This is a genomic window from Vibrio sp. D404a (assembly GCF_030248535.1).
Taxonomy (GTDB): domain Bacteria; phylum Pseudomonadota; class Gammaproteobacteria; order Enterobacterales; family Vibrionaceae; genus Vibrio.
The window spans coordinates 47,895-62,274 of the sequence record NZ_JAHGAJ010000044.1; the positions used below are offsets into that span (position 1 = coordinate 47,895).

The window sequence follows — 14,380 nt, forward strand, 5'->3', positions numbered from 1 at the left end:
TCAATTAAAAGGGCTGATACCAAAAGTATCAGCCCTTTTTTCTATCGGTCAGATTGCCTGAGAGAGATTATTTTTCTAACTGAGTCTTAATCGATTCAGCGAGCTGCTCAAAGCGCCCACGCAGTGGAGAACCCGGTCGGTACGCCACCACAATACGACGTGAAGGCGTTGGGTTCACCGCAGGTACGTAACACACCCCGTCCTTTTTCTTCTCGGTCGGTAGAGAGAGTTCAGGCAGTAAGGTGATACCTGCACCAGCGGCAACCATGTTACGCAGAGTTTCCAGACTGGTCGCTTTAAAGCGCTCATCATCGCGCGCTCCTGCTGCAAAACAGAAACCTAACGCTTGGTCACGCAGACAGTGTCCATCGCCCAATGCCAATACTGTTTTACCATTGAGTTGGAGCATATCAACGCTCTCTTGCTCGGCCCATTCATGATCGCATGGAACGGCAACACTTAATGGCTCATCGTAGACATCGATCTCTTTAAACGCCGCCGTCTCATCGACCGCAGCCAAGACCAAACAATCTAGCTTGCCATCTTCCAGCTGGCTTACGAGTTGATGAGTTTGCGCCTCATGAAGATACAGTTCCAACTCTGGAAACTGCTCTTTGAGTTGCGGAATAATCTTAGGCAAGATGTATGGCCCAACCGTCGGAATAAAGCCAATATGCATCGGTCCTGTCATGGCATCACCATGGCCGCTCGCCATATCTTTAAAGGTTTTCACCTCGTTCAAGATACGCTTTGCTTGTTCCACCAGCTGCAGGCCAGACTCAGTAAAAATAACCTTCCTTGGGCTACGTTCAGTCAACTGTAATCCAATTTCTTCTTCAAGCTTACGGATCTGACCGCTTAAAGTTGGTTGACTGACAAAGCACGCTTCTGCGGCTTTTCGAAAATGTTTGTGCTCGGCTAAAGCCACCAAGTATTCAAAGTCACGAATGTTCATGATCGGTCTCTTACCTAGGGTGTAAAGAACGCATTTTCTTTAAAAGAATACTCTTAATAGAAAATACCTATCAAAACCATAACATCAAACGATTAGAGCTATCAAAGATTTTATCTAATAATGGGCTCAACAAAACGAAACAGAGCGCAGAAAAACGCTAAGCTCTATACGAACCAAATTAAAAGTAATCTCTAAGGAAACCATTATGTTTGCATCTAAAGAAGGTCAATCAATTCCTCAAGTAACATTCCCTACTCGCCAAGGTGATGCTTGGGTGAACGTTACAACAGAAGAGCTATTCAAGGACAAGACGGTTATCGTATTTAGCTTACCAGGCGCTTTCACACCGACATGTTCTTCAAGCCACCTGCCTCGTTACAACGAGCTTTACTCTGTATTCAAAGAAAACGGTGTTGATGACATTCTGTGTGTATCGGTAAACGACACATTCGTAATGAACGCTTGGAAAGCAGACCAAGAAGCAGAAAACATTACCTTCATCCCAGACGGTAACGGTGATTTCACAGACGGCATGGGTATGCTAGTTGAGAAAAACGACATTGGCTTCGGCAAGCGTTCATGGCGCTACAGCATGCTGGTTAAAAACGGCGTGGTAGAAAAAATGTTCATCGAAGAAGACGTACCGGGCGACCCGTTCAAGGTTTCTGATGCAGACACTATGCTGAACTACATTGCACCAGAGCACAAAGAGCAAGAGTCAATCACAGTATTCACTAAGCCAGGCTGCCCATTCTGTATGAAAGCAAAACAGAACCTAATCGACAAAGGTCTGAACTACGAAGAAGTGGTACTAGGTAAAGATGCAACAACTGTGAGCCTGCGCGCTATCTCTGGTCGCTCTACGGTTCCTCAAGTATTCATCGGTGGTAAGCACATCGGTGGTAGCGAAGAGCTAGAAGTCTACCTAGGTTAATCATAACCGACCTGCTAGCCCATGCACCTATGGGTTAGCTAACCCTATCGGGTTGAATTGAGCTTGTGGCTCGCTATATCCGCAGTCACAAGCTAAACCTAATAAAACAAACCACAAAACGTCACTGTCCTGACTCTCCGATCACCATCAGAGTTGGAGGGATTCGTGCAACTTCCATTTAGCCATTACGAGAAATTACTATGAAACAAGTCAATGTAGATGTCGCAGTTATCGGGGGCGGTACAGCTGGTCTAGGTTCGTACCGTGCTGCAAAAGCACACACTGACAGTGTCGTGATGATTGAGGGTGGTCCATACGGCACCACATGTGCTCGCGTTGGTTGTATGCCTTCTAAGTTGCTGATTGCGGCTGCAGAAAGTGTTCACCAAATCGAAAAAGCACCGGCATTTGGTGTTCACCCACAAGGTGAAGTCATCATCAATGGCCACGAAGTAATGGACAGAGTGAAACGCGAACGTGACCGTTTTGTTGGTTTTGTTTTAGAAGGCGTGGATGAAATACCAGAGCAAGACAAAATCGTTGGCTACGCAAAGTTCTTAGACGACAACACACTGCAAGTGGATGAGCACACGATCGTGAATGCGAAACGCATTGTGATTGCGACAGGTTCTCGCCCTGCCTACCCAGCGGTATGGAATGAGCTGGGTGATCGCCTGATCATCAATGATGACGTGTTCAACTGGGATAATTTACCAGAGTCCGTTGCCGTATTTGGCCCGGGTGTTATTGGCTTAGAGCTTGGTCAGTCGCTGCATCGCTTAGGCGTGAAAACTAAGCTGTTTGGTTTAGGCGGACAGGTTGGCCCAGTTACCGACCCAGAGATCATGGCGTACGCCGATAAAGCCTTCAATGAAGAGTTCTATCTGGATGCTGACGTGAAAATCGAAAGCATGAAGCGTATTACCACTGAATCAGGTGAGCCACGCGTTGAAATTCAATTCATCAATAAGCAAGGCGAACTAGAAACTAACATCGTTGAATACGTGCTAGCTGCAACAGGCCGTCGCCCAAATACGGACAAGCTTGGCCTAGAGAATACCTCTCTTGAGCTTGATGAACGTGGTGTGCCAGTTGCCGACCACTACACGCTGCAAACATCATTACCATCAGTGTTCATCGCTGGTGATGCAAGCAACCAACTGCCTCTGCTGCATGAAGCTGCAGACCAAGCACGCATTGCCGGTGACAATGCAGGTCGCTTCCCAGAGATTCGTGCCGGCCTGCGCCGCTCAAAAATCTCAGCTGTTTTTTCTGACCCGCAGATCGCGATGGTCGGTGAAAGCTACAAAGAGATCACTACCCGCTTGGGCACATGTGGCTGTTTCGCTACCGGTGAAGTCTCTTTTGAGAATCAAGGTCGCTCGCGAGTGATGCTACGAAACAAAGGTATTCTGCACGTTTACGGTGAGCAAGGTACCGGCCGCTTCCTTGGTGCCGAAATGATGGGACCAAACGCCGAGCACTTAGCGCACCTGTTGGCTTGGGCGCACCAGAACAAAATGACAGTGTCTGAAATGCTGGACATGCCTTTCTACCACCCAGTGATTGAAGAGGGTGTTCGAACTGCACTGCGTGACCTCAATGCGAAACTGCACCTTGGTCCAGAGATGGTGAAACACTGCCTAGACTGTGGTCCAGGTTGTTAAGTCTTCCATCACGCCCATGAGATACGAAAAAGGAAAGCCACTGGCTTTCCTTTTTGTTTTTTGGCTAAACGCGTCAGTAAGTAAAACTCTAACTCGTCATTCCAGAATCGAGGAACGAGATGTCTGGAATCTCTTACGTTACTCGAAACTTAACAGCAGCTGCTGTTCTTCTCTGCCGCAATAACCGAGATCTCAACCAATAGCGCTTCGCGAGCCATGTCAGCAGTTACACAAGCGCGAGCTGGTGCGTGACCTTCTGGAACCCATGCGTCCCATACTGCATTCATCTCTTGGAAGTCATCCATAGTTTTCAGGTAGATCGTTGCCGACAGCATGTGTTCTTTATCACTGCCCGCTTGCTCAAGCAGAGTCTCAACCTTGTCTAGCATAGTTTGAGTTTGCTCTTTGATACCTTGAGTTGCGTCTGCACACACTTGGCCACATAGGTAAATCGTGCCGTTGTGCTTAACGATACGGCTCATACGTTGTTTGGTTTCTTGACGTTCAATCATCACTTTCTCTCTCGGTGTCACCGTGATTAACCATAGGGTGACGTGTTATTATCAAAGGCTAATAGCATAACGCGAATTCCACCCAAGATGACATGTAAGCACTGTAATAAAAGCGAAAAAATCCGCGACAAACTCGGTCGATGCCAACGCTGCATGAATCAGCTGACGATATTGTCGATTCTCAGCTGGGGGGTATGGTGGTTGTTTTTCTTAGACCAGCCCAAAAGCATTAACGCAATTGCACTGGCCATGGCTGCAAGTGCCTTTAGTGGCCTGCTGATGATCCATTGGATCATGAAGTGGTTGATCCTGCCCAGGCGAGACAGAAAACGGAAATCAAAGGCTAAATAGGGTCGTAAATAGCAGGCATAAAAAAAGCCCTGAAGCCAATCGGTTTCAGGGCTTTCTTAGAAAAATCTAAGAAAAAGCAGTGGTACTTTAATAGACCGAGCTTTTCTTAGTTTGTTCCCAAAAAAATGATCTTTTTTTATCTTTTTTCGAAGAACTTTAAAATCAACACCTTATGCAACATTGACCTTAGCAATTACTTGTTCAGCCAGGTTCACTTCCAACGCAACTTCATCGCAAGCATGCTGACGAGGACACTGGTCGCAATCTTTAAGCACTTTCTCTGGAAGTAGCGACTTCGATGTTGGCAAGAAGTCATGCTTCATAAAGAACTCTGGAGTACGAGTCAGTACAAAGACTTTCTTGATTGCCATTTGGCGCGCTTTCTCAACCAAGTGCTGAACAATCGCTGTGCCCTGCCCTTGACCTTGCCAGCCAGCCTCAACACCTAGAGAACGAATTTCCGCTAAACCAGAGTCATAGACATAGAGCGATGCACAACCCGTCACTTCACCATGATGCTCAGCTACCGCAAATGAGCCAATATCACGCACAAGTTCGTTACGAGAACGCGGTAGGTTTTCACCCATATTCGCCCAGTAAGCCACCATGCCTTCCAACGCTTCAACATCGGTCAAGCGTGCAGGACGCACCTTAACAATCGAGGTATCACGCTGCGCAAGACGCTTCTCTGCTTGGTCAACAGCGTAAGCCACCTGTTTTGGTGATACGCCACCCAATGCACTACGCTTCTCAAGGCACGAATCAATGGTTAGGATGTCATACACATCCTCTTCAATCACCTCAGAGAACTCTTTCATCTCTGCGATGGTTAACTCTTCCAGTGCGCAGCCTTTCGCAATCGCCGCGACAACCGTTACACCGACAATATGGTGTGCTTCACGGAAAGGAATGCCCTTCGCTACTAGGTAATCAGCTAGCTCTGTTGAGTTTGCATAACCTTGTTTCGCCGCTTCTAGGGTACGTTCACCGTTCACTTTAATGCCGTCGAAACACAGCGCCGCCATTTCCATACAGTCATTCCAAGTATCCAGAGCATCAAACAGCCCCTCTTTGTCTTCCTGCATGTCTTTGTTGTAGGCAAGTGGCAGTGCTTTCACTGTCATCATCATGCCAGCCAGTGAGCCGTAGACACGGCCGGTTTTACCACGGATAAGCTCCAGTGCGTCTGGGTTTTTCTTTTGTGGCATCAGAGATGAACCTGATGTCACGGTATCCGCTAACTCGATGAAGTTCGATTCACCAGAGTTGTAGAAAATCATGTCTTCTGCAAGACGCGAAAGGTGAAGCATAGAGATAGAAGCAATCGACATTAGCTCCATCACATGGTCACGATCCGATACTGAATCCAGTGAGTTACGCGTTGCACGACGGAAACCTAAGTTGTGAGCTAACTCTTCACGGTCCATCGGATACGCAGTACCAGCGAGTGCGCCAGATCCCAACGGACAGGTATCCAAACGCTTGATCGCGTCACTCAGACGAGAATAATCACGCTCAAACATCTCAACGTACGCCAGACACCAGTGAGCAAAGGTAACAGGCTGTGCACGTTGAAGGTGGGTATAACCCGGTAGAACGGTTCCTTGATGCTGAGCAGCCACATTAACCATTTGGCTTTGTAAACGATCCAGAGCTAGCAATAGCTGATTACCCTGCTGACGACACCATAATTTAAGGTCGGTCGCGACTTGGTCATTACGAGAACGGCCAGTGTGAAGCTTTTTGCCAAGGTCACCGACCTTGCCGATCAACTGCTGTTCTACCCAGCTATGAATATCTTCTGCATCTGAGCGTAGAATCTGCTCAGGATCTTCCATCACTTCCAACTTGAGTTCATTTAGCGCCAGCTCAAGCTTTTGCTGTTCTTCTTCAGTTAGAACATTGACTGACAGTAGAGCTTTTGACCAGGCAATAGAGCCTACAATGTCTTGCTCAGCCAAGCGGTAGTCAAAACGAAGTGAATCGTTAAAGTCTTTAAACCGTGTATCTGCTGCTTGGGTAAATCTCCCGCCCCATAATGCCATTGTGTCTCTCCTAATTGCCCAGTGCTCACTGTTTTTGCAAATGATAATTCTGATTAATATTCAGTATTTTTCTGATGGTTTAAACTTACGGCAAATCAAATTAAAAATAAAGTATTAATTCATTATTTCTACATATTTATTCACCGGGTAACCTATAGAATCGATTTCTACAGCCATAAGGTGGGATTATATGTCATTCAACTGTAAAAGCCGATGCTCAATCACCAAACAAAAAGCCCACTCGCTAAACCAATAGCGAATGGGCTATGAACAGTTTCCAGTATCTTAAGTAACTGTATTCGTTACTTTTGGCTGTTTAGAGCACGGATACGGCTTGATAGAGAGTAAAGACGGATGAAGCCTTCTGCATGGCTTTGGTCGTAAACTTCGTCTTCACCAAAGGTTGCAAACTCTTCTGAATATAGGCTGTTGTCAGAACGCTTTTGAGTCACAGTTGCATGGCCTTTGTAAAGCTTAACAACGACTTCACCATTCACGTCTTGTGCTAGCTCGTCTGTCGCAGCAAGGATTGACTTACATAGCGGAGTGAACCAACGACCATCGTATACAAGGTGAGAAGCTTTAACGCCTAGCTCTTCACGGAATTCGAATGCGGCTTTGTCTAGCACAAGTTGCTCTACTGCACGCAGTGCTTCCATGATGATTGTGCCACCCGGAGTTTCGTAACAGCCACGAGACTTCATACCAACAAGACGGTTCTCTACGATATCGATACGACCAACACCGTGCTTCGCGCCCTTTTCATTTAGGTAAACCAGCGCGTTGTATGGCGTCATTGCTTCGCCATCTACCGCGACTACTTCGCCTTTTTCTACTTTCAGCGTTACTGTTTCAGATTCGTTTGGTGCTTGCTCTGGATCTACCGTCCATGCCCAGCAATCATCATTTGGTGCATTCCATGTGTCTTCTAGAACGCCGCCCTCTGTTGAGATGTGCCATGCGTTCGCGTCACGAGAGTAGATCTTAGTCAGAGAAGCAGTACAAGGAATGTTACGCTCAGCTAGGTAATCCAGACACTCTTCACGGCTCACTAGATCCCACTCACGCCATGGTGCAATTACGTGTAGGTCTGGTGCTAGTGCAGCAAATGCACCTTCAAAACGTACTTGGTCGTTACCTTTACCGGTACAACCGTGACACAGTGCATCAGCACCTACTTTACGTGCTACTTCAACCTGTGCTTTAGCAATAATTGGACGAGCCATCGACGTACCTAGAAGGTATTTGCCTTCGTAGTAAGCGCCTGTTTTTAGCGTTGGGAAGATGTAGTCTGCAACCATCTCTTCTTTTAGATCTGCGATGTAACACTCAGATGCACCAGACGCTTTCGCTTTCTCTTCAATGCCTTCAAGCTCTTCTGCGCCTTGACCAACATCGGCCACGAACGCCACTACTTCACAGTCGTAATTCTCTTTTAACCACGGAATGATTACCGAAGTATCTAGACCGCCAGAATAGGCTACAACAACTTTATTAACTTTAACCTTGCTCATTTGAGTTTCTCCTAAATTCCCGGGCCTGCACTTTGGCGGTCAGTTCCTCGGGGGTTATCCATTCGACTTAAATTATTCTTTAACTTCACTTACTGAGTTCAGAAGCTACTGAGATGAAAACACCTTACTGCGGTAGAAATTGAGTACCGATGCTCTCACCTGAAAATAGTTGTGCCAGTTTGTCTGGGTAGCGCCAGGTTGCGACTTCAATTGGACGACCAAGATCATTGGCCGCTTCGAGTGCCGCTTGCACTTTCACGATCATGCCATCAGTGATGACTTTGCCTGCAATCAGTTCGTCTGCTTGCTGCTGGTTAAGGCTTGGAATCAGGTGCCCCTTACCATCAAGAACACCGCTCACATCTGACAGCAGTACCAGTTCTGCATCCAATGCACCCGCGACAGCAACCGCCGCTTGGTCTGCATTGACGTTCATCAGTTGACCTTGGTCAGTCAGACCGATCGAGCTAATGATTGGCAGTGCGCCCGTATCAAGGATCGCTTGCAGAACCTGAGAGTTACCCGGCGCTGCTTTACCTACGGCACCCAATTCAGGATCTAACTCGCTTACCTGACATAGGCCGCCATCAGCAAGGCTTAGACCTACAGCATTGAGGCCATCTTTGATCGCTTGGCCTTGAAGAAGCTTATTTGCTGTTCCTGCTAGTGCGCCAGCAATCACAGGAATCTGATCATAAGGCGTCACACGTAGGCCCTGCTTTTTTACGGTCTCTAGATTGAGCTTGCCCATCAGCTCATCAACCAGGTAGCCACCGCCATGAACGATGACGATAGGTCGCTGCGCTTGCTGTTTGTACAGTGAAATTGCCCCGAAAAGCTTGCTCAACGTTTCGCTACAAGACAGTGCAGCGCCACCTAACTTTATGATTAATGGTTGATTATTTTGGCTCATTAGAGAATTCCTTACACTAGCGCAGTTAATGGCGCAAAGCCATACCGTAAATTTAAACACTGCATCGCTTGGCTAGATGCACCCTTCAATAAGTTATCAATCGCTGAAACAACGATGATGTGTTGACCCTGAACCTTCCATCCCAAATCACAGAAAGGAGTATGTTCAATGTCTTGAATTCTTGGCAGTGTTTCTTCGAGCAGTCTCACTGCCGGCTTATCTTGGTAAGCAGTAGCAAACGCCTGCTGTACTTGCTCTTCAGTCACGCCATCTGCCAACTTCATGGTGATGGTCGCTAAAATGCCACGCTTAAAGTTTCCTAGGTGCGGCGTAAAAATAACATCGCAACCCAAGTGCGCTGCAATTTCAGGTTGATGACGGTGATTGAATACACCGTAAGGCTGCAAGCTCACTTCACAGAAGCTATTGACCATGCTTGCCTTGCGACCTGCACCACTTACACCACTGGTTGCGTTAATCACAGGCCATTGGTTCTCATCTAGCAGCTTGCTTTCTACCAAAGGCTTGATTGCCAGTTGAGAAGCTGTTGGGTAACAACCTGCGACAGCAACCAATTGTGCTTCTTTAATTTCAGCTTCATTCCACTCAGCCAGTCCATAGGCAGCGCTATCTAGCCACTGCTCATGCTGATGCTCAAAGCCGTAAAAATCTTGATAGAAGTTCTCACCCTTAACTCTGAATGCGCCCGAAAGGTCGAACACTTGGCAGCCCTGCTCTAGGAAAACTGGTGCAAGGTCGTGACTCACCTCGTGTGCCGTTGCCAGAAAAACCACATCACTCTGCTTAGCAACCTCGGCTGGATTCGTCAGCGGCTGTACCGGCATATCAATCATGCCTGCTAGCTTGCCGTGTAGTGCAGCAATAGGTTTACCAGCGTCTACACTATTGGCTGAAACATATAAACCTGATAGCGTGAGCTCAGGGTGTCTGTTTATCATTAGAGCCAGTTCTGCTCCTGTGTAGCCGCTTGCGCCAATGATCGTGGTTTTCAACATCTCAACACATCCATTCTTGAGTTAAGTTACATTTCAAATTTGACTAATCATACTTAATTTTTAGCTTTATTTGATTTTTTATTCAGTAAATATGATTTAATATGTGTTTTACCGCCTTATGGTTTTTCTGTCAATAGTAGAAGTGAAGATATTATGCAATTACCGAGTTTTCTTGAGGTCTACCAAGGCCTAATTTCAACCGACTCCATCAGCTCTACTGATCCGAGCTGGGATCATGGCAATGAAAAGGTCATCGAAAAAATGGCTCAATGGTTTAAAGACCTAGGCTTTAGCGTTGAAGTCGTAGAGGTAGAGCCGGGCAAGCATAATATGGTGGCAAAGATGGGCTCTGGTGAAGGCGGCTTACTATTAGCAGGCCACAGCGACACCGTTCCATTTGATGAAGGACGCTGGAACTTCAACCCACACGCACTGACTGAGCACAACAATCGCTTCTACGGATTAGGCACGGCAGACATGAAAGGCTTCTTCGCCTTTATCTATGAAGCGGTAAAGAAGATTGACTGGAGTAAGCAAACCAAGCCGCTCTATGTACTGGCGACCTGTGATGAAGAGACCACCATGCTCGGCGCACGTCACTTCACTGAAAATGCACCGTTTAAACCGGATTACTGCATCATCGGTGAACCAACCAGTCTCGTACCTATCCGTGGACACAAAGGCCACGTGGCAAATGCAGTGCGAGTCACCGGTAAATCCGGTCACTCTTCAGACCCAGCATTAGGCGTCAACGCAATTGAGATCATGCATGAGGTATTGTTTGCCTTGATGCAGCTGCGAGACAAGCTGATTAAAGAGTACCACCACCCGGGCTTTGCGATTCCTAGCCCAACTCTGAACCTAGGCCATATTCATGGTGGCGACAGTGCCAACCGCATCTGTGGTTGTTGTGAATTGCACTACGATGTTCGCCCTCTGCCGGGTATTAGCTTGGATGGTTTAGACAACATGTTACGCAGTGCGCTTAAGGAAGTGGAAGCGAAGTGGCCGGGGCGTCTTGAGATCACGCCATTGCACGAGCCGATTCCGGGGTATGAGTGTCAGCACGATCACCCATTCATTGGTGGCATGGAGTCGGTATGTGAAACCGAATCACAAACTGTGAACTACTGTACTGAAGCTCCTTTCTTGCAGCAGCTGTGTCCAACGCTGGTGCTAGGGCCGGGTTCGATTGACCAAGCCCACCAGCCAGATGAATTCTTGAGCTTTGACTTCATCGATCCAACCATCAATATTTTGAGTAAATCGATTTATAAATATTGTTTCTAGCTATTGCGCGATAACTCAATATCGCTCGCACTATCGAACAAAAGCGACCTAGAAAGGTCGCTTTTGTGCTGTTTTAACATCATCATCATGAATTTGTAATTAAATTTCACCTTCGTTCTCTCAGAAAAGAAAATATCCGCCTTCCCCATTTATCAAGCTAATAATTGCAAACTTAGGATGCTTTATTTGACTAGATACAGCAGTTTTCGCTAGATTGTGTACCTAACAAGGAACAATGGATGTAATTTTTTTACGAGGCAGGATGACAATGAACGAGAAATACGCCGCTCTCAAGAGTAACGTAAGCATGCTAGGACGCTTGCTAGGTAACACTATTCAAGACGCGCATGGCGACGTAATCCTAGAGAAAGTGGAAACTATCCGTAAACTTTCCAAGTCAGCTCGAGCTGGTAACCAAACTGACCGCGATAGCCTAGTTGAAGAGATCAAAAATTTACCGAACGAGCAGCTCACGCCAGTCGCTCGTGCTTTCAACCAATTTCTAAACCTCACCAACATGGCAGAGCAATACCATACGATTTCTCGCCACTGTGAAGAGCACGTTTGTGAACCAGACGTACTTCAATCTCTGTTCTCTAAGCTAAACCAAAATGACATCAGTAAGCTCGATGCAGCTCAAGCTGTACGCGACCTTAACATTGAGCTGGTGCTTACCGCGCACCCAACCGAAATCACTCGTCGCACCATGATCAACAAGCTAGTTAAGATCAACGAGTGTCTATCTAAGCTTGAACTTAGCGACCTATCAAACAAAGAGCGCGTCAAAACCGAGCGTCGTCTAGAGCAACTGATCGCTCAAGGCTGGCACTCAGACGTGATTCGTCAACAGCGTCCTACTCCGCTTGATGAAGCGAAATGGGGCTTTGCGGTTGTTGAAAACTCTCTTTGGGAAGCGGTGCCTGACTTCCTGCGTGAAATGGATGGCCGCTTGAAAGGCTTCCTTGGCGAAGGCCTTCCAATCGATGCGCGCCCTGTTCACTTCTCGTCTTGGATGGGCGGCGACCGTGACGGTAACCCATTTGTAACCCACTCAATCACCAAAGAAGTACTGCGCCTATCTCGCTGGAAGGCAGCTGACCTTTACCTAGGTGACATCAACGAGCTGATCACTGAACTGTCGATGACCAAGTGCAACGACACCGTTCGTGAACTGGCTGGTGATGAGCACGAGGCCTACCGTGCGATCCTTAAGAGCCTACGCACGCTGCTTACCGACACGCTAGAAGTGCTAGATGCGAAACTGCACGACGCAGAAGTACCGAAGAAAACAACACTACAGAATATCGACCAACTGTGGACACCACTGTATGCGTGCTACAAGTCTCTGCACGAGTGCGGCATGGGCGTAATCGCTGACGGTTCACTACTGGATACGCTGCGTCGCCTTAAAGCCTTTGGCGTTCACTTGGTTCGCCTTGATATTCGCCAAGAAAGTACGCGCCACTCAGATGTACTGTCTGAGCTAACACGCTACCTAGGTATTGGCGACTACGACCAATGGAGTGAGCAAGATAAGATTGCTTTCCTAACCAACGAACTTAGCTCGAAACGCCCGCTGCTACCACGCGATTGGGAGCCTTCAGAGCAAGTTAAAGAGGTTTTGGACACCTGTAAGGTGATTGCTGCACAGCCACGTGAAGCCTTTGGTGCTTACGTTATCTCAATGGCACGCACAGCATCGGATGTACTGGCTGTTCACCTATTGCTGCAAGAATCAGGCTGCCCGTACCGCATGGACGTATGTCCTCTGTTCGAAACGCTCGATGACTTGAACAACTCAGAAGCTGTAATGAAGCAGCTAATGGGCATTGACTTGTACCGTGGCTTTATCCAGAACCACCAGATGGTGATGATCGGTTACTCTGACTCAGCGAAAGATGCGGGTGTAATGTCTGCAGGTTGGGCGCAGTACGATGCAATGGATAAACTGGTTAAGGCATGTGAAGAAGAAGGCATCGAGCTGACTCTCTTCCACGGCCGTGGCGGTACAGTAGGTCGTGGTGGCGCTCCAGCGCACGCTGCACTCCTTTCTCAGCCACCAAAGAGCTTGAAAGGCGGTCTACGTGTAACAGAACAAGGTGAGATGATTCGCTTTAAACTGGGTCTACCCGACGTTGCAGTGAACAGCTTTAACCTATACGCAAGCGCGATCCTAGAAGCGAACCTACTTCCACCACCAGAGCCGAAGCAAGAGTGGCGCGATCTGATGGAAGTACTGTCACAGGTTTCTTGTGAAGCGTACCGCGGCGTAGTTCGTGGCGAAGAGAAATTCGTTCCTTACTTCCGTCAGGCAACCCCTGAACTAGAGCTTGGCAAGCTGCCTCTAGGCTCTCGTCCAGCGAAACGTAACCCTAACGGTGGTGTTGAGAGCCTGCGCGCTATTCCATGGATCTTCTCTTGGAGCCAAAACCGTTTGGTACTTCCAGCATGGTTGGGTGCCGGTGAAGCGATTCAGTACTCAGTCGACCAAGGTCATCAAGCCCTGCTCGAAGAGATGTGTCGTGAATGGCCATTCTTCTCGACTCGCTTGGGTATGCTTGAGATGGTTTACTCGAAGTGTAATATGGAAATCGCTAAGTACTACGACCAACGTTTGGTTGACGAAGAGCTACTTCCGCTAGGTGAGAAACTTCGCGAACAGCTGCAAAAAGACATCAAAGCGGTACTAAATGTAGAGAACAATGAGAACTTGATGCAGAGCGACCCTTGGGGACAAGAGTCCATCCGTCTGCGCAACATCTACGTTGAGCCATTGAACATGCTGCAAGCCGAGCTTCTATACCGTACTCGTCAGAGTGAAACACCACCAGCAGAGCTAGAAGAAGCACTAATGGTGACCATTGCGGGTATCGCGGCAGGTATGCGCAACACCGGTTAAGCAGAATAATATTCTAAATAGAGTACAAAAGGTCGCCTATAGCGGCCTTTTTATTTCACCCAACAAACACTATTGAGTCTTTTATCAGTTTTTTGGGTTATTTTGTCCATGTATTCTACTTTATGCTTATTATTTAGATATACTACTGCTCCGCTGCGAGAACACTCCAATCAAAATATTTCGTGGCATCGGACTACGCAAGCTAGTCCAACTAGGTGATAAACGGCTTTATAAGGTGACATAACCAACAACAAAGAGTGTTGGTGCAACTTAGACATAACCCA

The 14,380-nt window shown here is 47.4% G+C and carries 11 protein-coding genes; 5 read left to right on the forward strand and 6 right to left on the reverse strand.

What is annotated here, in order from left to right; translation table 11 throughout:
• Window positions 1–67 precede the first annotated feature (67 nt).
• Window positions 68–955, reverse strand: a complete 888-nt coding sequence (gene oxyR / locus KI655_RS21800; RefSeq protein WP_285408618.1) for a DNA-binding transcriptional regulator OxyR — start codon at window positions 953–955, stop codon at window positions 68–70.
• A gap of 205 nt (window positions 956–1,160) precedes the next feature.
• Here oxyR and KI655_RS21805 point away from each other — a divergent pair, with 205 nt between their 5' ends.
• Together KI655_RS21805 and KI655_RS21810 are read left to right on the forward strand one after the other, a co-directional pair.
• Complete coding sequence (locus tag KI655_RS21805) at window positions 1,161–1,889, forward strand: glutathione peroxidase (protein ID WP_285408619.1); 729 nt, start codon at window positions 1,161–1,163, stop codon at window positions 1,887–1,889.
• Window positions 1,890–2,089: 200 nt separating this feature from the next.
• Complete coding sequence (locus KI655_RS21810; protein WP_285408620.1) at window positions 2,090–3,556, forward strand: dihydrolipoyl dehydrogenase; 1,467 nt, start codon at window positions 2,090–2,092, stop codon at window positions 3,554–3,556.
• 149 nt (window positions 3,557–3,705) lie between these two features.
• Here KI655_RS21810 and KI655_RS21815 read toward each other — a convergent pair whose 3' ends face one another.
• Entirely contained in the window at window positions 3,706–4,068 is a 363-nt protein-coding gene (locus tag KI655_RS21815) for a RidA family protein (protein ID WP_032549991.1), read from the reverse strand.
• 87 nt (window positions 4,069–4,155) lie between these two features.
• Between KI655_RS21815 and KI655_RS21820 the strand changes: the two genes are divergently transcribed.
• Window positions 4,156–4,419: a DUF3624 domain-containing protein gene (locus KI655_RS21820; protein WP_285408621.1), complete on the forward strand. Its 264-nt coding sequence runs from the start codon at window positions 4,156–4,158 to the stop codon at window positions 4,417–4,419.
• Window positions 4,420–4,589: 170 nt separating this feature from the next.
• Here KI655_RS21820 and argH read toward each other — a convergent pair whose 3' ends face one another.
• The 4 genes from argH to argC all read right to left on the reverse strand — a co-directional run bounded on the left by argH (window position 4,590) and on the right by argC (window position 9,907).
• Entirely contained in the window at window positions 4,590–6,464 is a 1,875-nt protein-coding gene (gene argH / locus KI655_RS21825) for an argininosuccinate lyase (protein ID WP_285408622.1), read from the reverse strand.
• Window positions 6,465–6,766: 302 nt separating this feature from the next.
• Entirely contained in the window at window positions 6,767–7,978 is a 1,212-nt protein-coding gene (locus KI655_RS21830) for an argininosuccinate synthase (RefSeq protein WP_285408623.1), read from the reverse strand.
• A 124-nt stretch (window positions 7,979–8,102) separates the two neighbouring features.
• Window positions 8,103–8,891 carry an acetylglutamate kinase gene (argB, locus tag KI655_RS21835; protein WP_285408626.1) on the reverse strand — a complete coding sequence of 263 codons (789 nt, stop codon included), beginning with the start codon at window positions 8,889–8,891 and terminating at the stop codon, window positions 8,103–8,105.
• An 11-nt stretch (window positions 8,892–8,902) separates the two neighbouring features.
• Window positions 8,903–9,907 carry an N-acetyl-gamma-glutamyl-phosphate reductase gene (gene argC, locus KI655_RS21840; protein WP_285408627.1) on the reverse strand — a complete coding sequence of 335 codons (1,005 nt, stop codon included), beginning with the start codon at window positions 9,905–9,907 and terminating at the stop codon, window positions 8,903–8,905.
• A gap of 153 nt (window positions 9,908–10,060) precedes the next feature.
• On the opposite strand from argC, the gene argE reads away from it, so the two are divergent.
• Together argE and ppc are read left to right on the forward strand one after the other, a co-directional pair.
• Window positions 10,061–11,197 (forward strand): acetylornithine deacetylase, encoded by a 1,137-nt coding sequence (argE, locus tag KI655_RS21845; RefSeq protein WP_285408628.1) that lies wholly within the window; start codon window positions 10,061–10,063, stop codon window positions 11,195–11,197.
• Between the two features lie 262 nt (window positions 11,198–11,459).
• Complete coding sequence (gene ppc, locus KI655_RS21850) at window positions 11,460–14,096, forward strand: phosphoenolpyruvate carboxylase (RefSeq protein ID WP_285408629.1); 2,637 nt, start codon at window positions 11,460–11,462, stop codon at window positions 14,094–14,096.
• The last annotated feature ends 284 nt before the right edge of the window (window positions 14,097–14,380 follow it).

Excerpts from the sequence above, each read along its gene's own strand:
- oxyR (WP_285408618.1), bottom strand. The coding sequence starts at position 955 with ATGAACATTCGTGACTTTGAATACTTGGTGGCTTTAGCCGAGCACAAA.
- KI655_RS21805 (WP_285408619.1), top strand. The coding sequence starts at position 1,161 with ATGTTTGCATCTAAAGAAGGTCAATCAATTCCTCAAGTAACATTCCCT.
- KI655_RS21810 (WP_285408620.1), top strand. The coding sequence starts at position 2,090 with ATGAAACAAGTCAATGTAGATGTCGCAGTTATCGGGGGCGGTACAGCT.
- KI655_RS21815 (WP_032549991.1), bottom strand. The coding sequence starts at position 4,068 with ATGATTGAACGTCAAGAAACCAAACAACGTATGAGCCGTATCGTTAAG.
- KI655_RS21820 (WP_285408621.1), top strand. The coding sequence starts at position 4,156 with ATGACATGTAAGCACTGTAATAAAAGCGAAAAAATCCGCGACAAACTC.
- argH (WP_285408622.1), bottom strand. The coding sequence starts at position 6,464 with ATGGCATTATGGGGCGGGAGATTTACCCAAGCAGCAGATACACGGTTT.
- KI655_RS21830 (WP_285408623.1), bottom strand. The coding sequence starts at position 7,978 with ATGAGCAAGGTTAAAGTTAATAAAGTTGTTGTAGCCTATTCTGGCGGT.
- argB (WP_285408626.1), bottom strand. The coding sequence starts at position 8,891 with ATGAGCCAAAATAATCAACCATTAATCATAAAGTTAGGTGGCGCTGCA.
- argC (WP_285408627.1), bottom strand. The coding sequence starts at position 9,907 with ATGTTGAAAACCACGATCATTGGCGCAAGCGGCTACACAGGAGCAGAA.
- argE (WP_285408628.1), top strand. The coding sequence starts at position 10,061 with ATGCAATTACCGAGTTTTCTTGAGGTCTACCAAGGCCTAATTTCAACC.
- ppc (WP_285408629.1), top strand. The coding sequence starts at position 11,460 with ATGACAATGAACGAGAAATACGCCGCTCTCAAGAGTAACGTAAGCATG.